Source organism: Candidatus Clostridium radicumherbarum (assembly GCF_045310525.1).
In the GTDB taxonomy this organism is placed as follows: Bacteria; Bacillota; Clostridia; order Clostridiales; family Clostridiaceae; genus Clostridium_AT; species Clostridium_AT radicumherbarum.
The window spans coordinates 53,717-75,077 of sequence record NZ_JBJHZY010000005.1 but is presented as its reverse complement, the minus strand read 5'-3'; the positions used below and the strand labels follow the sequence as shown (position 1 = coordinate 75,077).

The 21,361-nt window shown below is 32.9% G+C and carries 20 protein-coding genes; 11 read left to right on the top strand and 9 right to left on the bottom strand.

Annotated features, from left to right (window positions below; all coding sequences use genetic code 11):
* Positions 1–41: 41 nt before the first annotated feature.
* Both ACJDUH_RS18000 and helD read left to right on the top strand, forming a co-directional pair.
* A complete protein-coding gene (locus ACJDUH_RS18000; protein ID WP_406766601.1) occupies positions 42–770 on the top strand; it encodes an MBL fold metallo-hydrolase in 729 nt (242 codons plus the stop codon).
* Positions 771–877: 107 nt separating this feature from the next.
* Complete coding sequence (gene helD / locus ACJDUH_RS17995) at positions 878–3,079, top strand: RNA polymerase recycling motor HelD (protein WP_406766600.1); 2,202 nt, start codon at positions 878–880, stop codon at positions 3,077–3,079.
* 193 nt (positions 3,080–3,272) lie between these two features.
* Here helD and ACJDUH_RS17990 read toward each other — a convergent pair whose 3' ends face one another.
* Positions 3,273–3,734 (bottom strand): peptidylprolyl isomerase, encoded by a 462-nt coding sequence (locus ACJDUH_RS17990; RefSeq protein WP_406766705.1) that lies wholly within the window; start codon positions 3,732–3,734, stop codon positions 3,273–3,275.
* A 501-nt stretch (positions 3,735–4,235) separates the two neighbouring features.
* Here ACJDUH_RS17990 and ACJDUH_RS17985 point away from each other — a divergent pair.
* Together ACJDUH_RS17985 and ACJDUH_RS17980 are read left to right on the top strand one after the other, a co-directional pair.
* Complete coding sequence (locus tag ACJDUH_RS17985) at positions 4,236–5,588, top strand: MATE family efflux transporter (RefSeq protein WP_406766599.1); 1,353 nt, start codon at positions 4,236–4,238, stop codon at positions 5,586–5,588.
* Position 5,589: 1 nt separating this feature from the next.
* Positions 5,590–6,348: a GNAT family N-acetyltransferase gene (locus ACJDUH_RS17980; protein WP_406766598.1), complete on the top strand. Its 759-nt coding sequence runs from the start codon at positions 5,590–5,592 to the stop codon at positions 6,346–6,348.
* A 140-nt stretch (positions 6,349–6,488) separates the two neighbouring features.
* Here the strand turns inward: ACJDUH_RS17980 and aspD are convergent, their stop codons facing one another.
* Entirely contained in the window at positions 6,489–8,126 is a 1,638-nt protein-coding gene (gene aspD / locus ACJDUH_RS17975) for an aspartate 4-decarboxylase (protein WP_406766597.1), read from the bottom strand.
* A gap of 297 nt (positions 8,127–8,423) precedes the next feature.
* Positions 8,424–8,750: a HesB-like protein gene (locus tag ACJDUH_RS17970; protein ID WP_406766596.1), complete on the bottom strand. Its 327-nt coding sequence runs from the start codon at positions 8,748–8,750 to the stop codon at positions 8,424–8,426.
* Positions 8,751–8,939: 189 nt separating this feature from the next.
* Here ACJDUH_RS17970 and ACJDUH_RS17965 point away from each other — a divergent pair, with 189 nt between their 5' ends.
* From ACJDUH_RS17965 to ACJDUH_RS17940, 6 genes are all read left to right on the top strand, one after another.
* A complete protein-coding gene (locus ACJDUH_RS17965) occupies positions 8,940–10,067 on the top strand; it encodes an aldo/keto reductase (protein ID WP_406766595.1) in 1,128 nt (375 codons plus the stop codon).
* 103 nt (positions 10,068–10,170) lie between these two features.
* The gene (locus ACJDUH_RS17960) at positions 10,171–10,818 is read left to right on the top strand and encodes a pentapeptide repeat-containing protein (protein ID WP_406766594.1); all 648 of its coding nucleotides are present in this window, start codon (positions 10,171–10,173) and stop codon (positions 10,816–10,818) included.
* A 92-nt stretch (positions 10,819–10,910) separates the two neighbouring features.
* Positions 10,911–12,194 carry a 4Fe-4S dicluster domain-containing protein gene (locus tag ACJDUH_RS17955; RefSeq protein ID WP_406766593.1) on the top strand — a complete coding sequence of 428 codons (1,284 nt, stop codon included), beginning with the start codon at positions 10,911–10,913 and terminating at the stop codon, positions 12,192–12,194.
* A 19-nt stretch (positions 12,195–12,213) separates the two neighbouring features.
* On the top strand, positions 12,214–13,476 hold the full coding sequence (locus ACJDUH_RS17950; protein WP_406766703.1) for an MFS transporter: 1,263 nt from the start codon (positions 12,214–12,216) through the stop codon (positions 13,474–13,476).
* A gap of 4 nt (positions 13,477–13,480) precedes the next feature.
* Positions 13,481–14,131: a DUF6483 family protein gene (locus ACJDUH_RS17945; RefSeq protein WP_406766592.1), complete on the top strand. Its 651-nt coding sequence runs from the start codon at positions 13,481–13,483 to the stop codon at positions 14,129–14,131.
* 60 nt (positions 14,132–14,191) lie between these two features.
* A complete protein-coding gene (locus ACJDUH_RS17940; RefSeq protein WP_406766591.1) occupies positions 14,192–14,929 on the top strand; it encodes a WecB/TagA/CpsF family glycosyltransferase in 738 nt (245 codons plus the stop codon).
* Between the two features lie 116 nt (positions 14,930–15,045).
* Here ACJDUH_RS17940 and ACJDUH_RS17935 read toward each other — a convergent pair whose 3' ends face one another.
* The 6 genes from ACJDUH_RS17935 to ACJDUH_RS17910 are packed head-to-tail and all read right to left on the bottom strand — an operon-like array spanning position 15,046 to position 20,885.
* Positions 15,046–15,996 (bottom strand): GDP-mannose 4,6-dehydratase, encoded by a 951-nt coding sequence (locus tag ACJDUH_RS17935; protein ID WP_406766590.1) that lies wholly within the window; start codon positions 15,994–15,996, stop codon positions 15,046–15,048.
* Entirely contained in the window at positions 15,993–17,309 is a 1,317-nt protein-coding gene (locus ACJDUH_RS17930; RefSeq protein WP_406766589.1) for a UDP-glucose dehydrogenase family protein, read from the bottom strand. Before ACJDUH_RS17930 ends, ACJDUH_RS17935 begins: the two co-directional genes overlap by 4 nt.
* Before the next feature lie 43 nt (positions 17,310–17,352).
* Positions 17,353–18,495 carry a glycosyltransferase family 4 protein gene (locus ACJDUH_RS17925; RefSeq protein ID WP_406766588.1) on the bottom strand — a complete coding sequence of 381 codons (1,143 nt, stop codon included), beginning with the start codon at positions 18,493–18,495 and terminating at the stop codon, positions 17,353–17,355.
* Positions 18,496–18,509: 14 nt separating this feature from the next.
* Entirely contained in the window at positions 18,510–19,523 is a 1,014-nt protein-coding gene (locus ACJDUH_RS17920; protein WP_406766587.1) for a CotS family spore coat protein, read from the bottom strand.
* Positions 19,524–19,545: 22 nt separating this feature from the next.
* Entirely contained in the window at positions 19,546–20,586 is a 1,041-nt protein-coding gene (locus tag ACJDUH_RS17915; protein ID WP_406766586.1) for a CotS family spore coat protein, read from the bottom strand.
* 56 nt (positions 20,587–20,642) lie between these two features.
* A complete protein-coding gene (locus ACJDUH_RS17910) occupies positions 20,643–20,885 on the bottom strand; it encodes a hypothetical protein (protein ID WP_406766585.1) in 243 nt (80 codons plus the stop codon).
* 295 nt (positions 20,886–21,180) lie between these two features.
* On the opposite strand from ACJDUH_RS17910, the gene ACJDUH_RS17905 reads away from it, so the two are divergent.
* Positions 21,181–21,327, top strand: coding sequence for a hypothetical protein (locus ACJDUH_RS17905; RefSeq protein ID WP_406766584.1), 147 nt, complete (start codon positions 21,181–21,183; stop codon positions 21,325–21,327).
* The last annotated feature ends 34 nt before the right edge of the window (positions 21,328–21,361 follow it).

Sequence of the window (21,361 nt, the reverse complement as noted above, 5' to 3'; positions counted from 1 at the left end):
AATAGATATCAATACTAAATTTATAAGTTGAGGTGAATAAGATGAAGGTAAATTATTTATATAACAGCAGTTTTAAAATAGAAACCAAAAATCATGTTTTAATATTAGATTACTATAATGATTCAGTAGAAGGTATAGAAAGAAACAGCAGTAAAGGTGTAATTGGAAGAGAAGATTTAGAAACTAATAAGAAAGTACTAGTTTTTAGTTCTCATAGCCATGGAGATCATTTTAATAAGCTGATTTTTGCTTGGAATAAAATTAATCCTAATATTAAATATATCTTAAGCAGTGATATTAAAGCTGAGAATTCTGCTTTAGATATTACAAAAATTTCTACCTATGAAGAACTGCAAATAAATGATGTAAATATTAAAGCCTATGGTTCAACGGATATTGGAAATTCTTTTCTTGTTAAGGTGGATGGAATCACTATTTTCCATGCTGGAGACTTAAATTGGTGGGATTGGTATGATGAAAGTGATGAAGACAATAAAATTATGGAGAAAAGGTTTAAAGAGGAAGTTTACAAGTTAAAAGGAGAGAGAATTGATGCAGCCTTTTTCCCTGTTGATTCAAGGCTTAAAGGTAGTTTTGCCCTGGGACCGGATTATTTTATTAAGGAATTAGCTCCAAAAATATTTATACCAATGCACTTTAGAGAGGATTTTGCAATTACCAAGGAATATGCTGATAAGAATAGAGATTTAAAGACAAAGGTATTTGAAATAACCCATAGAGGAGAGGAATTTTCTATCCCTCTATCTTAATTATATCATAAATAGAATGTAAATTACAGACTGTTAATTTACGTCTTTTTTCAGTATACTTAATAAGCATTTATACTGGAATTACCCATTACAAGGGAGGCGTATGTATGAATATTAATGACTTTGAATGGAAACTTGAAAATGAATGGCTTCAGAAGGTTCTTCTAGAAGCCCAAAAGCAGCTAGATGAAAAAGTTTATTATAAAGACAGATTTAAAAAGGAAGGTATTGAAACACAAAGGGAGTTATGGCAGGAACTAGGCTCAGTTTCCATAACAAATGGAATGGAGCAGATTGTAGAATTCATGAGCTTCATTGATAGAATGAAAATGGAAAAGAGAAAACATGAAGTTACGAGAAGGTTCCAGGAAAAATATGAGAGAATAGTTCAGTCTCCTTATTTTGGAAGGATAGATTTTCTTGAAGGAGGAGAGGACAAAGCCGAGAAGTATTATATTGGCATCTCAAATCTTGTAGATGATAATCTTGATTTTCTTGTATATGACTGGCGAGCTCCAGCTTCTAGCATGTTTTATGATTATGAAATAGGAAAAGCAAGTTATAAATGTCCTGAAGGAACTATTGCTGGAGAACTTACCCTAAAGAGGCAGTACAAAATTAATAAGGGTAAAATTGAATACATGTTTGACAGCAACCTGAAGATAGATGATGAAATACTTCAGGAAATATTGGGCAAGAGTACAGACAGCAAGATGAAAGCTATAGTAACAACTATTCAGAGAGAACAGAATAAGGTAATTCGAAATGAAGAGTACAAAAATCTCATTGTTCAGGGACCTGCTGGAAGCGGGAAAACCTCTATTGCTCTTCATAGAATAGCTTATCTTCTTTATAAGCACCGAGAAAAAATAACTGCTGAAAATATAGTAATATTTTCACCTAATGAAATCTTCAATGATTATATATCTAATGTACTTCCGCAGCTTGGTGAAGACAACATTTACCAGACCACCTTTAAAGAATATATGCATAAAGCTTTAGGAGGTAGCCTAATTAAGGAAAGCTATACTGATTTAATGGAATATATACTAAGCTCAAGGAAGTCTGCAAACTATGAAAAGAGAATGATAAATATAAGATACAAATCTTCACTTGAATTTCTTACTAAGTTAAAGCATTATATAGCTTATGTAGACAAAAAGGACAGAGACTTCGTGGATATTATTTTTAAAGATAAAGTAATAATACCTGCAAAAGATCTTGAAGAGCTGTATTATAAAGATTATATAAATCTACCACTTAAAAGAAGGCTTAATAAACTAAGGGAAAGAATTTTATTTCTCCTTAAGCCCCATAAAAAAGAACGTGTAAAGGAAATCTATGAGGAGCTTTGGAATACTGGTTCTTATATAGAAGAGAGGGAAGTTACAGAGAAAAGTACAGCCTTAGTTAATGAAGAAATGAAGGATATTTATGATAAGATCAATAGTATGACAGAATTTAATTTAATGGATATTTATAAAAAGCTCTTTGAGAATCTTAAGCCTGAAATTAGAGACTACACTTTAGATAGCCTTAGAATACATTTGCTTAATTATGAAGACCAATCTCCCCTTTTATATCTAAAGGTAGCCCTAGGAGATCTTCCAAAAACATCAGAAATAAAATATGTCATAATTGACGAAGCTCAAGATTATACACCTCTGCAGTATGAGATTTTTCATCAGCTTTTTAAGGATGCTAGCATAACAATGCTTGGGGACCTAAACCAATCCATAAACCCTTTTATGAATGTAGGAGATTATAGTAATATTGAACATATATTTCCGGGGAATAATACCTGCATAATAAATCTTACAAAAAGCTACAGATCCACAATGGAAATTACTGAATTCTCAAGAAGGATTCTAAATAAGAAAGTTAGGTCTGAATATGTAGAAAGAAGCGGAGATAAGCCCTTAGTTCTTGGTTTTACTCAGGAAAATGTTATAAAGGAAAGAATTCTAAAAGATATAAAGATGTACAAGACGGAAGGCTATAAGTCCATTGGCATAATAACGAGAACAATTAAAGAAGCCAATGAGGTATTCTCCTTTTTAAAAGATAAGGAAGAGGTTAAATGTATAACCAAGGAGGATGACGAGTATATAAACGATACCCTTGTTATCCCATCATTCCTTGCTAAAGGTTTAGAGTTTGATATAGTGCTTATTTACAATGCAGGAAATGAAAATTACAGTTGTGAGGAGGAAAGACTTCTTTTCTATACAGCCTGCACTAGAGCACTTCATAAGCTGTGCGTGTATTATTCTGGTGAACTTACTCCGCTAATTAAATCAAGGTTGTGAAGATTTAACGCCATTTCGAAGTTATTAATTAATGAAGAGAAAGAAAATAGACACTGAACTGGCGGAAGACGCTGAGAACTCTGAAGGATTTTTATTACTTTTCAAAGTTATTAAAGATCTCTTCTGCATTCTCAGCGTTTTCTATTAATTTCAGAGTCTAAATTTTTTTCGAAGAAAAAGTTCCCTTAATTCATCATTGTATTTCCACAGTTACCTTCTTCATCTTTTGAGGAGTAAGGGGCTTATCTTGATCATCCCTTTTTATACTTACTATTTTGTCTACCTCTTCCATGCCTTTAGTAACCTTCCCAAAGGCAGCATAATCTCCATCTAACTGAGGTGTATCCTTTACCATAATGAAGAACTGAGAACCAGCGGTATCTGGTTTGTCAGTCCTAGCCATAGAAATAACCCCTCTAGTGTGCTTTAGCGGATTATTAAAGCCATTATTTGAAAATTCCCCGGGAATAGTATAACCAGGACCGCCTACACCAGTACCTTCAGGATCCCCACCTTGAATCATAAAGTCTGGAATAACTCTGTGAAAAATAAGCCCATCATAAAAACCTTTCTGAACTAGACTTACAAAGTTATCTACAGTTTTAGGAGCTGTGTCAGGATAAAGCTCTACATTAATCTTAGCTCCATCTTCCATTTCAATAGTAACTATAGGTTTTTTGCCGCTATATTTACTTTTATAAGCCGCAGCAGTACTGCTTTGATTATTAGTGGATGCATTCTTTTGGGCATCAGTAGTTTTATTTATAGAATTTCCACATCCACTTAAAGAAATTATAAAAACTAAGGCAATAGTTGACAATAATAATTTTCTTAATTTCATTTGATTTCCTCCTAGTAATGTCATTTAATTTGATAATTGACTTTTAAAAGTAGAATGTACATAACCAATGAGTTTCTTGAGATCCAGCAGTACATTTGCTTTTAATTTTTATTATATCTTTAAAGCTAACACTATTTAGTATGTTATCAAAACATAAATAATAATTCAATATATTATTAGAATAACCAATACACAGGAATATTAAGAAAACATAATAAATACTTATTACATACATAATCTGAAATAATAAGAGGAAATTTGAAATATATGGTGAATATATAAGCTATGCATTTTTATTAGGAGTCTAAAAATTATATGAGTGAATTAAGGACAAAATTTAAACTTACCTCAGACCTAAAGAAAATATTTGCACTTTCCTGGCCAGTAATGCTAGGAATGATTTTACAAAGTTTGCTTGGAACAGTTGATATGATATTTATATCTAGACTTGGAACCAATGAACTTGCTGCAGCCTCCTTGGGACTTACAACAATAAATGTGGTGTTTGTATTATCAACCTTAGTTTCAGCTGGTACTATCGCCCTTGTAACTAGAAGCTATGGGGAAGGGAATATGGATAAAGTAAGACTGTACAGCTCAGAATCTTTCCTGCTTTCAGCCATAATTGGAGGAGTGCTTAGCATTGTATGTTTTGCTTTTACAAAGCCTTTGATAATTATTTTGTATAAACCAGATGCTGCGATTTTAGAGCTATCCTATAATTATATTTCTATTTTATTTTTGGGTACCATCTTTGTGTTTTTAAATTCAGCCTTAAGAACTATAATGCAGGCCTTAGGAGATACAAGAACACCTCTTTATGTTTTTGGAGCCTCCAACATACTTAATATGGTACTAGCACCTCTTTTGATTTTTATTTTTAAACTAGGAATTAGGGGAGCGGCACTGGCAGCAGTTTTATCATCAATTTTTTCTTTTGTATCTATTAACTACTTTTTAATTAAAAAGCTTTATGAAGGCAGAATAAGCATATTTTTAAAAAGAATGAGGCTTGAAGTTAAAAGTAGTAAGAAAATATTTAAAATAGGAGGATGGGCTTGTCTTCAACAGCTTGCAAGACCATTAACAGGAATGCTTATGGTAAGGCTTGTGTATCAAGTAGGAGGAAAGGATGCATCGGCAGGTTTTGGTGCTGGAGGGAATGTATTTAACTATACCTTCATATTTCTTGTAGGACTTTCTACTGCAATAGCCATAATGGTTGGACAAAGTCTAGGAAGGGGAGATAAGGAGGCTTGTGATAATATAATAAGAGAAGGTATGAAGCTTGCAGTAATAAATATGCTGATATTCTCATTGCCTTATTTTATTTTTCCTGATTTGATGATGAAACTATTCACTAATGATATTAATGTTATAAGTGAAGGAGTTCACTATTTAAGAATAGTTTACCTTGGCGTGATTTTTGTTATTTTCCCAACTATATATGGTGGAGTATTTCAGGGGGCAGGGGATACCTTCCCGCCTATGATTTCATCTATTACTGCAAATGTTATTCTCAAGCTGCCCTTAGCATATTTACTTGCATTAGGTTTTAACATGGGCACAAACGGCGTATGGACCTCAATTGGATTGTCAGTGGTTATAGAAGCTGTAATAATAATTTTTTATTTCAATAAAGGTAAATGGAAGGAGAAAAAGATTTAAAATGCTTATACCTACGCAAAGTTCAAAAGCTATTATGGATTTCCTAAAAAAGGATTTGTTAATTAACTTAAATATTATTGGTATTATTGAAAATGAGCCTAATGTAAAGATATTTGTTGATAATGTGGAAAAACCTAAGGGCATAGTTGTGGATAAAGGTTATTTTCATTTTATATATTCTAAGGATAATGCTTTTCTTGAAGAAGTAATAGAAAGCTTTAATAAAGATGGATACTATGGATTTTCTGCCATTTATGAATCCATAGCTAATAAAATTAAGGAAAGATACAAGGTAATAGATTGGGATAACCCTTGTACACTTTACTATCTTCCAAAGGAAAATCTTGATTTAGGCAAGATAAAAAACGAAGTAAGGACTATTGATGTAAAGGATGCTGAAACTATTAATTACTATTATGAGTTTCAAGGGCCTGACAGCTTAGAAGAAATAAGAAAGGACATTATGCAAAGACCTTCCTCAGGGGTGTATAAAAATGGAGAACTGGTTTCTTGGGCGATTACCCATGATGACAATTCCTTAGGGATAATGTATACAAAGAAAGAGCATAGAAGAATGGGCTATGCTGAGGATGTTACAATAGATTTAGCAGCAAAACATATTATGCAGGGTAAAATACCCTTTCTACATATAATAGAAAGAAACAACATGTCTCCAGGGCTTGCTAAAAAGTGTGGCTTTGTTGAGTGCGGGAAGGTAGTTTGGTTTGGAATTAAGGTAGGAAATCCTAAAGAAAGTTAAAAAATGATGTGGCAGAAGAATATTTCTTCTGCCACATTTTTCTCTCATCAATATTATAAACTTGTTTCAATGCATAGGAGATATCCATTTTTTAAATAGGGTGGTACGAGAAACGTCCCCATGGCACACATGCCTTAAGTTTAGCTAGTAGTATTTGTCTTTCTCCATCCATCAACTAATTCTTCTAAAATTTTGTGAAGTACTTCTCCTATTTTGGAGTAGGCCTCATCATTAAGATTTGCTAGAGATATTCTTATGGACCATTCAGGTCCCTGGAAACCGCCTCCGCTGAGTAGTACAATTGAAGATTCCTCTGCTAAGCGATAAAGGATTTCAACGGGCTTATGATTATTATTAAGATACTTACTAAATTCTTCACCGTAATAGAATGAGGCCCATTCAAGGAGATCAAATTCTGTATAGTAAGCAGCATCATAAGGATCCTTTCTTAGATCAAGTCCTAGTCCTTTGAAAAGCAGCTCTTGCCTCCTTCTGCAAATTCCCTTTGTAAGCTCTTTATAAAGATTTTCTTTATCTAATAGTGCAAAGGCAGAAAAAAAGGCCATTTGAACTTGCTGAGGAGTAGAGAGTCCTGCTGTATGATTAAGTGCTACCTGTCTGCTGTCCGCAACTATCCTATCAATAAATGGAATATTTTCAGGATTCGTAGATATTCCGCTGTAGCGCTTTTTTAATTTTTCAGTCATTTCTTCTGATAGCTCTTTAATAAGTTTATCAAATATATTATTTTCATGAACAACAATTGTTCCAAGGCGCCAGCCTGTCACTCCAAAGTATTTTGAATAGGAATACACGCCAATAGTATTGTAGGGCAAATCAGCCATGAGAGAACGATAATTATCTACAAAGGTGCTGTATACATCATCTGAAATAACCATTAAATTAGGATTATGATTCTTTACGATATCTATTAGGTATTTAGCTGATTCAGGTTTTATAGCAACAGAAGGAGGATTACTTGGATTAACTGCAAACAGCGCCTTTATACCTTTATCTTTTAGTTTATCCAGCTCTGAATTAGGATATTGCCAAGTATGAGTGCCATCAGCTGTAAGCTCTGATGCCTTTATAATAACAACTTCAAAATTATATCGCGGAAGTAAGGGAATCTCGAGATAAGGAGTAAAAATAGGAACCATAAGTGCTATTTTTTCCCCCTTTTGAATGAGTTCATTGGCTATCATGGTGTCAAATATATAGCACATTGCTGCGGTTGCTCCTTCAACTGCAAATATATGAAAATCATCCTCAGCTAAGCTATTATAACGCAGCTCTTGAACAAGATATTCATGAACCACTTTTTCTATATGTATAAGCATTCTATCAGGCACTGGGTAATTATCTCCGATAATTCCATCACATAATTCATGGACCCAATTATCAGCGTTAAAGCCCAAGTTATTAATTCCATATTCTACTATGGATCTTAAAAGCTTTATTCCTGGAAAATCAGGATGCTCTTCTATATAATTAAAAAGCCTGTCACTTATCCCTTGTTTTTTTGGCATTCCGGCTAAATCACCATTTTGCCAGACTTTTTTTGTTTCTTCCACAGCAAATAAACCAAAGGTAAAAAAAGCTTCTCTAGGTGTTGAAGCTGTCCAATTTGGGTTTCCACGGCCTGCATCAAGCAGTGCATGAGCACTTTTTTTCTTTTGACCTTCAGCAAGACTAATTAACCTGTTTTTAAATTCAAAGGGACTTATTTTTCCATATATTTTTTCAATTTCTTTTCTTTGAACATTGTTTGCATCCATATGAGGTCACATCCTTAATAATATAGATAAAATTAGAATGTGTAAAATTTGAAAAGAATATGTAAGCATTTATAGAACAAAAAAACATGGATTAGTACAATATCACATTTTGCAGCAATATATTCGAGGTTATAGTTTTCATTATAATTTAATAACTATTGTAGTCATAAGATATTAAAAAAAATTAAAGGAAGTCAAAATGACTTCCTTTAAAAACTTAATGCCTTTTAAACTATTACAAAACATAGTCTAAAGATAAATTGCCAATAATTCTTAATTAAAAGCGCTATACAATTTTTAATGACAGCCAGAACAGCCGCTGCATCCACCCTCAATTTCAAGTAATGGTCTAAGAGTCATTCCTCTGCCTTCATTTTCTTCAGTTGATAAAATAGTTAGTAAGCCATATTCATCTATGATGGATGGTTTAACATAAAATGTAATGCCGTTTATTTCTTGGACTATATCATCTTCCTCCTTAACACCTTCAGCAATATTAAAGGAAGGACCGCTGCATGCTAAACCTGCAAATTCGATTCTTATTTTGTAATCATGTATGTCATTCTCATCTAAAAAAGTTTTAAACTCTTCTGAGGCTTCATTGCTTATTATAATTTTATCCATAATGCTTTACTCCTTTATAAATAAAGTTGTGAAAATAATTAATATTTGATAATTATTTTCATTTTATATATATTTATTATGCAATTTATTTTTAAAATTTGCAAGTATTATTTATATAATATAGTTCACTGACTTTTGATATAGTGATAAAATTAATATTGTTTAAATATGGATTTTGGGGGGTAAAAAATGATTTATAGAGAGTTTGGAAAAACAGGAATTAAGGTTTCTACCTTGGGTTTTGGAGCAATGAGACTTCCAATGGTAGAGATGGATGGTAAAAAAAATATTGATGAAGATAAGGCTATACCAGTAATTCATAGAGCCCTTGAGCTTGGTGTAAACTATGTGGATACTGCTCCTTATTACTGCGACGGACTAAGTGAAATAACAGTTGGAAAAGCCTTAAAGGGCTGCAGGGATAAGGTTTATTTATCAACTAAAAACCCAATTGAAGATGCCTCAGGAGAGCACTTTTTAGAAAGATTAGAAAAATCCTTAAAAAAATTGGACACCGATTATATAGATTTTTATCATATGTGGGGAATAAGCTTAAAGACATATGAGGAAAAAATAAATATGCCTGATGGTCCGCTGCAGGCTGCTTTAAAAGCTAAGGAACAGGGTTTAATAAAGCATTTATCCTTTTCCTTTCACGACAAACCAGAAAATATGATAAAGATAATTGATACAGGATATTTCGAGACTGTTTTATGTCAATATAATCTATTAGATAGAGCAAATGAAAAAGCTATTGAATATGCCCATGAAAAAGGCCTTGGAACTGCAATTATGGGTCCTGTTGGCGGTGGCAGGCTTGGTGCACCATCAGCAGTAATTCAAGAGATGCTTAAGGGTAAGACAAAGAGCACTGCAGAAATGGCACTAAGATTTGTTTTGGCTAACCAAAACGTATCTTTAGCCTTATCTGGAATGAGCACTATAGAAATGGTAGAAGAAAATGCAGCAGTAGCTTCTATACCAGGAGTGCTTACTTTAGAAGAATTAAAAAAGGTAGAAGAAATGCTGGAAGAAAATAAGAGGCTATCAGAATTGTATTGTACTGGCTGTAATTACTGCATGCCATGCCCGCAAGGATTAAACATTCCGCATATTTTTAAACTAATGAACTACAATAGAGTTTATGGGTTAAAGGACTATGCAAAAGAAGAATATAGCAAATTGAAGATTCAGGGTAATAAAACAGGTAATCCAGCTGATGCCTGCGTAGAGTGTGGAGCCTGTGAAGCTAAATGTCCTCAGCACCTTAAGATAATTAATCAGCTAAAAGAAACAAGTGCAGCACTTGATTGTTAATATAAAGCCTTAGCTAAATAATAATATGTTTAAGGGAGCAAGTTTACTAGAGCTGCTCCCTTAAATTAATGCAGTAAATACAAATGATAGGTGGAGTAGTAATATGGGAAATAATATAAAAATATTAAGACCTAAGCTTTCAAATAATTTATTATTAATGGATATATCACAGCAAGATATGGCAAAGGAAAGTTCATTTTCAGAAGGAATTGTTAAGGATTGTTACATTGGAAATTGTAAAGCTGAACGCGTTTCTTTTAAAGAAATATCATTTAAAAATGTTATATTCACAGAGGTATCCCTTCAAAATGCAGAGCTAATAGACCTTAGATTCGAAAACTGCGATTTATCAAATGTTGATTTTAGAGAGTCTACAATACATAGGGTGGAATTTATAAATTGTAAGCTTGTTGGTATTAATTTAAGCGATGCCACACTAAGAAATGTGATTTTTGAAGAGTGTAATGGACAGTATGCATTTTTAAAATTCTCAGATTGTAGGCAAGTTCTATTTATTAATTGTAAGCTGAGGTTTTCTGATTTTCAGGAAAGCAAGCTTGCTAAAGTTGAATTTAGAAATACGGATTTAATTCAATGTCAATTATCTGGGACTAAACTTAGTGGCATAGATTTATGCACTTGTGAGATTGACGGCTTGTCAGCAAGAATTGAGGATGTATATGGAGTTATTGTAACACCTGCCCAGGCTATTACTCTATCTACATTAATGGGTATAGTAATTAAAGTTTAGAATAATATAAAGAAATTACATGATAAGTAAAATATTTACACAATATAGATTGTATGATATATTCAAAGGAAATAAGAATTGGTGGTGAAAATATGTCTCATATTGTAGGAAAAGAGGCTTACAAAAGCCTAGAAGAGAGAATAAATCGATTTCCACAGGGAGCGCCTCCCTCTGAAACCTTATATAAAATACTGGGGCTTTTATTTTCAGAAAAAGAAGCGGCTCTTGTAGCACAGCTTCCCATAAAGCCTTTTACTGCAAAGACTGCAAGCAGGGTATGGAAAATGGATGAAGCTTCTGCAGAAAGAATGCTTCAGGAGCTTTCAAGCAGAGCCATACTTTTAGATATGGAACATAATGGAGTGTCAGAGTACGTGCTCCCTCCTCCAATGGCAGGTTTTTTTGAGTTTTCCATGATGAGAACAAGGCATGATATAGATCAAAAGCTCTTAGGTGAGCTATATTATCAATATTTAAATGTGGAAGAAGACTTTGTAAAGCAGCTTTTTCTAGGAACTGAAACCAGGCTTGGTAGAGTTTTCGTACAGGAAGAAGTGCTTTCAAATGAGAATAAAGTAGAAATACTAGATTTTGAAAGAGCTAGCCATATAATTAAGGAGGCCTCTCATATTGGAATAAGTACTTGCTACTGTCGGCATAAGATGTATCATGTAGGAAAGGCCTGTGATGCACCTTTAGATATATGCATGACCTTTAATGGAACGGCCTCATCACTTATAAAGCATAATTATGCTAGAAAAGTTGATGCATCTGAGGGCTTGGAGCTTTTACATAAGGCTTATGAACATAATTTAGTACAATGTGGTGAAAATGTAAGAGAAGATGTGAGTTTTATATGCAACTGCTGTGGCTGCTGCTGTGAGGCAATGCTTGCTGCTAAAAAATTTGGTATGCTGCATCCTGTTCAAACTACCGCATATATTCCTAAGGTAAACACAGAAAACTGTATTAATTGTGGAAGTTGTGTGAAAGCTTGTCCAATAAATGCAATTGAAAGCAAGGAAATAGAAAATGGACTTGGAGGAATGAAAAAGATTATAAAGATAAATGAGGATATATGCCTTGGCTGTGGAGTATGTGTAAGATCCTGCCATAAAAATAGTCTTTTTCTAGAAAGAAGACAGGGAAAAATTATAACTCCAGTAAATTCAGTACATAGGCTAGTACTTATGGCTATAGAAAAGGGAACTCTGCAAAATCTAATATTTGATAATCAAGCCTTTGGAAGTCATCGTGCTATGGCAGCTGTACTTTCTACTATATTAAAACTACCGCCAATAAAGCAGGCTATGGCTAGTAGGCAGATGAAGTCAGTTTATTTAGAAAGGCTCATAAGTAAGGTAATGGCAGAATAAATAGATATCGAGGCATAGTATAAGGGTTCTAAACTATGATATACTTGTTCTATGGCTATTTATAGAAATATTAGGGGGGGTTTATATAGAAAGGTACATTAATAGATTTAGAATCTTTATGTTTGTTTACTGGGGAATGGTGCTAAGCGTTACAGGTATGTATACTATGTATATTACTCAGCTTGGGTTTTCTAAGCAGGAAATAAGTATTATAGCTTCTATATATACCTTAGCTGCACTAATAGGACAGACTTTTATTGGCTATCTTGTAGATAAATTAAGAAGGACGAAAGCTGTAATGCTTATTACAATAAGTATGGGAGTATTGGTAGGTATAGCCATTAATTTTGCTAAGGTAAGCTGGCATTTTTATATATTGCTGTTTATCTGGGGATTCTTCGTGGTAGGTACAAATTCCATTTCAGAGGCATGGACATTAAATACTCTTAAAATCTATGGTAAGCAAAATAATTTTGGTAAAATAAGAGGCTTCGGGTCAATAGGTTACGGCTTTTCTGCTATTGTAATAGGCTTCTTATTAAGCAAGTTTGGCTGGCATATTTATAGCTGGTACATTACACTCATAGTAATCCTAACTCTGATATTAATACTTATGCTTAAAGACGTTAATCCAAATATTAATGAAGAAAAGGTTTTAAACGTAGAAGCTGTATCCTTTAAGGAAGCTTTAGGTGAGGTTTTTAAAATAAAGCCCATCCTTATTATGATTATTATAATGTTTATGTACACCTTTGTTATGAGGGGGATATACAGCTATCTAGGGATTCTTCTTTCTGACTATGGCGGCGGTCCATTGAGTCTGGGCCTTACTTATTTCTTTGATGCATCACCTGAGATAATTACCTTTTTCCTAACTGTCAGTCTGCTTAAGAAATATCATGGGAAAACATTAATATTTGCTGCCTTTTTACTTCAAATTATAAGGCTAACCGTAATTTTAATATTTAATAATGCCTTGGCTGTAATTGTTATGGGTATATTTTCAGGCTTTGCCTATGGCCTATCTGCAGCCTCTTATAAAACCTATATTTATGAGCTTGCACCAGCTAAATATAAGGCCAGCTGTATGAGTATTGCAGAATCTATAATTGGTCTTTCAGGAGTAATTGGCGTACCTATCTTTGGAATAATTATATCAAGATTTAATGCGAATACTGCAATATTATTTGGACTGATTATATATATAATTGTTGCAATTATCATGGTAAAGGATATAATAACTTCTAAGAAAACTTTTAATAAACAAAGTCGGATGGTGTAAATAAATGATAAAAAATGATTACTTAACTACAAAACTGAAGGAACTTTCAGAACTAATAACAAAGGTTTTAAAATCCAATGATAATAAGCAGCTAGAGGAAAGCAGGGAAATGGTTAACGAAGCTTTTAAAAGGCTTTTAGGCTTAAATTCGGAACTTGCAGAAAGCCTTTCCTATAAGGATTTAATGAAACTTGTAGGTGCTTATGAATCTGCAGAGGCCTTAAAGTTTGTAATTCTGGCTCAGCTTTTAAAGCTTGATGGGGACATGTATAAAGCTGAAGGTGAGGAAATAAAAAGCTTTAATATATATCTAAAGAGCCTTAATATTTATATTAAAGCAGTTCTGCTAGATAGTGACTGCTTAGAGCAGGGCGAGAAAATAATAGATGAAATTATTAATGAAGTAGAGGAATATGAGCTGCCAAAGGAAAGCAGCCTGCTTTTGCTTAACTACTATGAGCTTGTAAATAAATATGATAAGGCTGAGGATTTGCTCTTTGAACTACTTGAAGCCGGTGATAATGAGGAAGATATAGTAGAGAAGGGAATTGACTTCTATGAGAGGCTTTTAGAAAAAACTGAAGAAGCTTTAGAAAATGGAAATTTACCTTTAGATGAAGTCAAGGAAGGCATTGAAAGGCTAAAGGCTGAATGATTAATAATCATTCAGTACAGAATAAGGAATACGAGAGGGTTAAAATAAGGCAGGTACATTATGGATAAAAGCGTAAAAATTTTAGGAATAGATTTTTCTAATAGAAGCTTAAAAGAAACTGTTGAGCTTATTGATAAAAAACTTAGCGAAAATAAAGGTAAAACCTATCATATAATAACGGCCAATCCTGAAATTGCACTTGATATAGAAAAAGATGCAGAGCTTAAAAAGATATCACTTGATGCAGATTTAATAACTGCCGATGGTATAGGAATAATTTTAGCTTCGAAATTAAAAAGGGAACCACTGCCTGAAAGAGTGACAGGCTATGAATTGCTTTTAGAGCTTTTAAAGCTGGGAAATGAAAAGGGCTTATCTTTTTATTTCTTAGGTTCCTCTGAGGAAGTAAATAAGGTAGCCTCAGAAAAAATTATGGAAACCTATCCTAATATTAAGCTTATAGGAAGACATAATGGATATTTTAAGGGTGAGGAAGAATTAAAGATAGTAGAGGAAATAGAGGCTTTAAGACCAGATTTTCTAATAGTAGCACTTGGAGCTCCCTTTGCAGATAAATGGATCTATAAATATAAAGATAGACTTACCTCAAAAATTACACTTGGAGTTGGAGGAAGCCTTGATGTAATTTCCGGGAAGGTTAAACGTGCACCGGCTATTTGGCAAAAGCTCAACTTGGAATGGCTTTATCGCCTAATATCCAATCCTTCAAGATGGAAAAGACAATTGAAGCTGCCTGTTTTTGCAGCTAAGGCAATATCAGAGGCTATTAGGAAATAAATTATTTTTAAAATAAAAAATGAAAATTAGCGAAAATATATAAAAAATGTTACAGCCATCTGTTCATGAATGATTTTTATATATTTTCGCTTTTTTCATTGTATTTATATATTAAATTATTTGTTTTCAACTTTAAACCAATTAATGAATTCTTCAATTCCTTTTTCAATGGAGACCTTTGGAGCATAATTTATAAGGCTTTGAGCCTTGGAAATATCTGCAAAGGTATGAGGAACGTCTCCTGGCTGCATTAAGGTATAATCTATTAATGCCTTTTTTCCTAAGTTTTCTTCAATAAGGGTAACTAAATATTCAATATTAGTAGGATTTGAGTTTCCTAGATTAAAGATTTCAAAGCTGCAATTTAAGTTCATAGAACTTACAATACCATCTAGAATATCATCTATAAAAGTGTAGTCTCTGGAACTTGTACCATTACCGAATATGCTTATAGCTCTTCCTTCTGAAATCCTGCTTGTAAAGTTATATATTGCCATTTCAGGTCTTTGTCTTGGACCGTAAACTGTAAAAAACCTTAAACAGACTATAGGAATGTCATATAGATTATTAAAGGTTTTGCAGAATAGTTCTCCGGAAGCTTTAGCTGCGGCATAGGGAGAAATCTGTGATGCAATTGTGTCGGTTTCTTTAAAAGGTAAAAAATTGTGGCCATAAACTGAGGATGAGGAAGCAAATATAAACTTTTTAGTGTTATATTTTCTTGCGCACTCTAATAGGTTTACAGTACCTTTTATATCCACGTCAATATATTCAAGTGGATTATTTAGAGACCTTCTTACACCTGCTAGGGCAGCTAGGTGAATAATTATATCTACTCTATTAAGATTGAAAATAGAAGTTAAGAGGTTTTTGTCTTGAATGTCTCCATCAATAACCTTATAATTTTTATTTTCTAAAGCATTTTTTATATTTTTTATTTTTATTAAAGGACTATAGTAGTCATTAAAATTATCTAAGTTGATTACATTGTAACCAAGAACTAATAACTTTTCGCAAAGGTTTGAACCAATGAAGCCTGAGCCGCCAGTAACTAACACGGTTTTCATAATCGCCCAACTCCCTCATAAATGAACCCAAAGGCTTTTATTATGCTAGGGTCATAAACATTTCTAAGGTCAATAAAAATATGATTTTTAACAATTTTATTAAGCGTACTAAAATCAATATTTTTAAATTCTTCCCATTCTGTAATAAGAATTATTGCATCACTATTAATAGAAGCTGAGTATAAGTCACTGCAGTATTCAATATTAAGATTTGGATAGTCATGTTTTACATTTTCCATAGCCTGAGGATCATATACCTTAATAGATGCGTTTAGTTCCAGTAAAGTCTTAATTATTGGTATAGATGGGGCTTCCCTAATATCATCTGTTTCTGGTTTAAAGGAAAGGCCTAATATTGTAATATTTTTGTCTTCAATTAAACCTATGGTTTTCTTAATCTTATCAAGGATTATCTTTATTTGATTATGATTTACTTCTACTGCAGCCTTTACTATTTGAGGTATATAGCCAATTTGCTTACCTGTAGTTAGAAGTGCTCTAGTATCTTTTGGAAAGCAGCTTCCTCCATAGCCGGGTCCTGCATTTAAAAACTTAGATCCAATTCTGTTATCTAAACCCATAGCCTTAGCAACCACTGTAACGTCGGCACTGCAGAGCTCGCACATGTTAGCAATTTCATTAATAAAGCTTATTTTAGCTGCTAAGAAAGCATTAGAGGCATATTTTATTATTTCAGAAGTTTCAAGATTCGTTTCAATAAAGGGTATTCCACCTTTAATAAGTGGTTCATATATTTTTCTCATAATGGCAAGTGCATTTTTATTTTCCCCGCCAACTACTATTCTGTCAGGTTTTAAGAAATCTTCTATGGCAGTTCCTTCTCTTAAAAACTCAGGATTAGAAATCACATCATATTCAAGGTTAATATTTCTATTTATAAGAATATTTTTTATTAATAATTTAATTTCCTGACCAGTTTTAACGGGAACAGTACTTTTGGTTACTATAATTTTATAACTATTCATTAAGCTTGCAATTTCTGTTATTGCAGTAAATACGTATTTTAAATCAGCGGAATCATCTTCTTTTGTAGGTGTGCCAACCGCTATAAAAATTACATCTGCAAAATCTAACGCTTCCTTTATGAATGTGGTAAAACTTAGCCTATCATCTCTTGAATTATTAATAACTATTTTATCAAGGCCTGGTTCATAAATAGGAATAATACCTTTCGTTAATTTATCAATTTTATCTTCATCTGTATCCATACAAAGTACCTTCATACCAAGCTCCGCTAAGCATGCTCCTGTAACAAGCCCAACGTATCCAGTGCCTATTACCGAAATATTCATATAAAATCCCCTTTACTGCCATCTTCGCAGTCTCTTAATTTCTTTACTTTTGTACGCTGTTTATGGCATTTAGTACATTTAGGGCTACCTTATCCCAGCTGTGTCTTTCTTCAGCTAACCTTCTTCCTTTTTGGCCAATCTGCATAGCTATATCTGGGTTTTTTAGGAGATAATCGATATACTTTACAAACGCAAGGGGATTAGTATAATCATCAATTACATATCCGTTGCCAAGGCCGGAAACCACCTCAGCATTACCACCTCTGTTAGTAGTTATTATAGGGATTCCAGCAGCCATAGCTTCATAATGAACTCTTGCTAAGGGCTCTCTCCATTGTGAAGGACATACAAAAATATCGGCCATATTATAATGTGCATAAACCTCAGAGGGAGGGAGGAAGCCAGTAAATACTATAGGACCGGTTAATTCTTTGGAAATAGTGATTAAGGATTTTGTATAATCATCAACCTTGTTGCCGCCGAACCATTTGCTTCCAACAATAACTAAAGCAACTTTTGGATACTTGTTCATAATATCTTTCATAGCTTCAAGCAGAACGTGTACTCCCTTTTTCTCACTTAATCTTCCTACAAATAAAACTACCTTATAATTTTGAATATTATACTTCTTTTTAAGATTTGTCTTATTGGCAAGTCCTTCTTTAGACCAATTAGGCTTATACTTTTCTATATCTGCCCCTGAATAGATTACATTAAGTTTATCTTTGGCTTCAGGATATAAAGCTGATACCCCTCCTGCAATAAATTTGCTAACGTTATTTATATATTCTACAGTTTCAATACATTTTGCAGCGCTTGGGGGAGGTATTTTTTTAGGTTCAAACATTTCATTATGAAGGCTTAAGCTAATTTTAGTTTTAGGAAATCTTTCTCTAATGTCCAGTACCCATTTTGGTCTATTAAAAATTTGGATTAAATCATAAGAGCTATCCATGGCATTTATTACATTTGCAATAAATTCTGGTTGACTGCCTCCAGGAACCCTGATATATTTTACTCCATCCTTAACTTCTCTATCTGGGAGCTTAGTACTGCTTATACAAAACACTGTAATTTTGTGATGATCTTTTAAATAGGGTAGGATACCTTCAATATATATTTGAATTGCTCCACCATCAACAGGTGGAACTGGAAGTTTTTCAGTACAAATAAATGCTACGTTCAATGCTGTCACCACCCTTATAATAATTCCTTTAACAGCTTAAGTTTCGACTCTTCAAAAATAGCTATTCTTTCAATATCTGAGGCTTTTATAGGCTTTTCACTAATAAAAATATTTTTTACTAGACCATAAAAGCGGTGAGGAAATAGTAAATCAATATATAAAATTTCCTTTTCTTCAAGAGATAATGGATTAATCTCGGAGTACCAATCCACAATATCACTTAACATTTTACTTTGCCATTTCCCAAATGGTTCTTCATATTTGAATATTAATTTTCTTAAATCTCTCATTGGAAAATCTAAGGTGACACCATCCAAATCCAGTATTATAACACCGTTTTTACCAAGCAGTGCATTTCCTGTGCCATAATCCTGGTGGCAAAGCACCTGAGACTCATTGTTTGCTGATAATTCATTATAGTGAGAGGCTGCAATAAGCCTTTGAGCATTATCACTGAGAACTAACATAGAATCAACTGTTTGAATATAGGAGAAATAGGGGTTCGAGGACTTCCTATTATAAGCATCCTCCTTCCATTTTTTTAGCTTATTTCCCATGGACTCATATTGATTAGGCCATTTGTTTATTTTTGAAGAAATCCTATAAGATGCATCCGGAGTGTAGCCTTTAGAAGTCAGGTGAAAGGCTGCCAGGCCTTTAATGGCATAAGCTAAATCTGAGTTATTATTGAAGTTTAGTTCCCTTCCATCCATCCACTCATAAAGGACAAAAAGTTCATCGTTATACTGAAGAATAGCCTTTTTGTCTACTGTTAATAAAATACCTGGAACATTTCCTCCCTTTGATTTTATATAAATTTGAGCATTTACTGAAAAGGAGGCTTTGTCATAAGATTGCCTAAGCCTTTTAAGACATAGTAAGGAATTGTTATATTTGATCTTCCAAACGGTTTTTATGGTACCGCTTTGAATAATTGAAATATCATTAGAATTAATATTATAACTTTTTAATACTTCTTTTGCTAAATTAATAAGCTGACTAGAACTTTCATTTAAGCTATTAGCCAAATTTTATCCCTCCTTTGCTGTATTAATTGTGAACTACTTCTTCTATAATCATATTAAAATTATTTAATAATGGATCAATAGTTTTTTCGAAGGAATACATATCTTTGATTTTTTTAGTATAGCTTTCAATAGACCATTCCTTATCCCTTTGATAATAAAATTTGTTCATTGCTCCAAGGAATAGATGAGGAAACATTAAATCATATTTAACTACCTGCCACTCTTCCTTAGTTAGTGGATTTTTACTTTGATAATACTTTAATATCCTTGTAACAAGGGCTATATCCCATCTGCCATGTTTTTTTAGTATCTTATTTAGTATTTTTCTTATATCTCTTGCTGGTATTTCTAAGGTTAAAGAATCTGTGTCTAAAATATAGAATTTTGAAGAAGTCATAATTAAGTTTCCAGAAGCAAAATCTTGATGACAAAGTCCTCCAGTGTTTTTAATTTTATTAACCCAAGCAGCATATTCACCCATCTTTAAGCCCTCAATTGCTCTTTGACCTCTTTCATAAAAGTAAGGGAAATCACTTTTTACTAACTTGCCTATTTCATTACTTTGTGGCTTTATAAGTTCTTCTTTATAGAATTTATTCATGTCTTCAAGTTGATAATTGTATTCTTCAATCCAGGTACCGAGGTGGTCTTTTGGCTTTGTTCCCTCAAGGACCTTAAAACCTATAGATGCCCTATGAAAATTTGCAAGGCCTTCTACTATGGCTGCTAATTCCTTTGAATTATTATAATCTGGAGTTATGCCATCTACTGCGTCTGATAGTACAAAGCACACTCCATTGTATTTAACGTATTCATCACCATTTATCGTTTTATTAACTTGTGGTATATTTATGCCGTTACTTACAAGATAATTTACAGCAGATAGTATGAATTTTAAGGTAGCCTCTGAATTGGATATTTTTTTTAATACCTTTAAACCACTTGAGCTTTTAATAAACCAAACACCTTTTTTACCTTTATAGGAATTGTTTTTTATAGATAAAACCTGAATAGGATAAAACTTAAGAACTTCAGAAATAGGTTCCGAATTAATGTTCTCCAAATATAACCATCTCCTTTATAATCTAATAAAGGGGGAACAGCCCCCTTTAAAATATATTAATCGTCTTCTAAATTTTCTTCTGGGTTTGGTTTTTCCCATGAAATTTCAACAGAAAATGCGTCATCTTCTGGAGTTACCTTATATCTAACTTTTACTTCAAGCTCTAAATCGCCTGGAAGTAATACAGATTCTCCTTCAACCTTAAGTTTACCATTTAATAAATTAGTAAATAACTTATTTAAATCTTGTCCGACTTTTTGTGATGAAGTTGATATTAATTCACCATACTCATGTTTCATGTATATACGCCCCTTCCTATTTTCACTTGAACTTACTACTAAGTTCTGATATATAATATTAAGGCTGAATGATTTTTGCTACTGAATTTAGAAAAAAATGTGGCATGGGAACATTTCTCTTGCCGCAGTAATTTTACCACTGGCACTTTTTATGATAATTTATAATTTATAAAATATTGGTATTAAATTGCACAGTATTTTTCGCAATATTAAAAATGTATTGAAGTTTGCCAAAATTTAATGTAGAATATATTTGACTATAAAAAGAACATGAGGAATGTAAGGAGGGTAGATTATGGGAAATATAGTTGGTACTGCTAATTTTATTTTAAACAAACATTGGCAATACAGCAGCTCTGTTACAAAAAGCGCAAATTCAAGCTTCAACGGGAGAAGTGCGTCCATTTTTAGAGTAAGTACTAACTATTGTATAAATCCATGATTCTACATCTTTCAATTAGCTGTATTGATTATAT

Excerpts from the sequence above, each read along its gene's own strand:
- ACJDUH_RS17990 (WP_406766705.1), bottom strand. The coding sequence starts at position 3,734 with ATGGAAGATGGAGCTAAGATTAATGTAGAGCTTTATCCTGACACAGCT.
- ACJDUH_RS17945 (WP_406766592.1), top strand. The coding sequence starts at position 13,481 with ATGATAAAAAATGATTACTTAACTACAAAACTGAAGGAACTTTCAGAA.
- ACJDUH_RS17940 (WP_406766591.1), top strand. The coding sequence starts at position 14,192 with ATGGATAAAAGCGTAAAAATTTTAGGAATAGATTTTTCTAATAGAAGC.
- ACJDUH_RS17965 (WP_406766595.1), top strand. The coding sequence starts at position 8,940 with ATGATTTATAGAGAGTTTGGAAAAACAGGAATTAAGGTTTCTACCTTG.
- ACJDUH_RS17985 (WP_406766599.1), top strand. The coding sequence starts at position 4,236 with ATGAGTGAATTAAGGACAAAATTTAAACTTACCTCAGACCTAAAGAAA.
- ACJDUH_RS17905 (WP_406766584.1), top strand. The coding sequence starts at position 21,181 with ATGGGAAATATAGTTGGTACTGCTAATTTTATTTTAAACAAACATTGG.
- helD (WP_406766600.1), top strand. The coding sequence starts at position 878 with ATGAATATTAATGACTTTGAATGGAAACTTGAAAATGAATGGCTTCAG.
- ACJDUH_RS17955 (WP_406766593.1), top strand. The coding sequence starts at position 10,911 with ATGTCTCATATTGTAGGAAAAGAGGCTTACAAAAGCCTAGAAGAGAGA.
- ACJDUH_RS17930 (WP_406766589.1), bottom strand. The coding sequence starts at position 17,309 with ATGAATATTTCGGTAATAGGCACTGGATACGTTGGGCTTGTTACAGGA.
- ACJDUH_RS17935 (WP_406766590.1), bottom strand. The coding sequence starts at position 15,996 with ATGAAAACCGTGTTAGTTACTGGCGGCTCAGGCTTCATTGGTTCAAAC.
- ACJDUH_RS17980 (WP_406766598.1), top strand. The coding sequence starts at position 5,590 with ATGCTTATACCTACGCAAAGTTCAAAAGCTATTATGGATTTCCTAAAA.
- ACJDUH_RS17910 (WP_406766585.1), bottom strand. The coding sequence starts at position 20,885 with ATGAAACATGAGTATGGTGAATTAATATCAACTTCATCACAAAAAGTC.
- aspD (WP_406766597.1), bottom strand. The coding sequence starts at position 8,126 with ATGGATGCAAACAATGTTCAAAGAAAAGAAATTGAAAAAATATATGGA.
- ACJDUH_RS17970 (WP_406766596.1), bottom strand. The coding sequence starts at position 8,750 with ATGGATAAAATTATAATAAGCAATGAAGCCTCAGAAGAGTTTAAAACT.
- ACJDUH_RS17960 (WP_406766594.1), top strand. The coding sequence starts at position 10,171 with ATGGGAAATAATATAAAAATATTAAGACCTAAGCTTTCAAATAATTTA.
- ACJDUH_RS18000 (WP_406766601.1), top strand. The coding sequence starts at position 42 with ATGAAGGTAAATTATTTATATAACAGCAGTTTTAAAATAGAAACCAAA.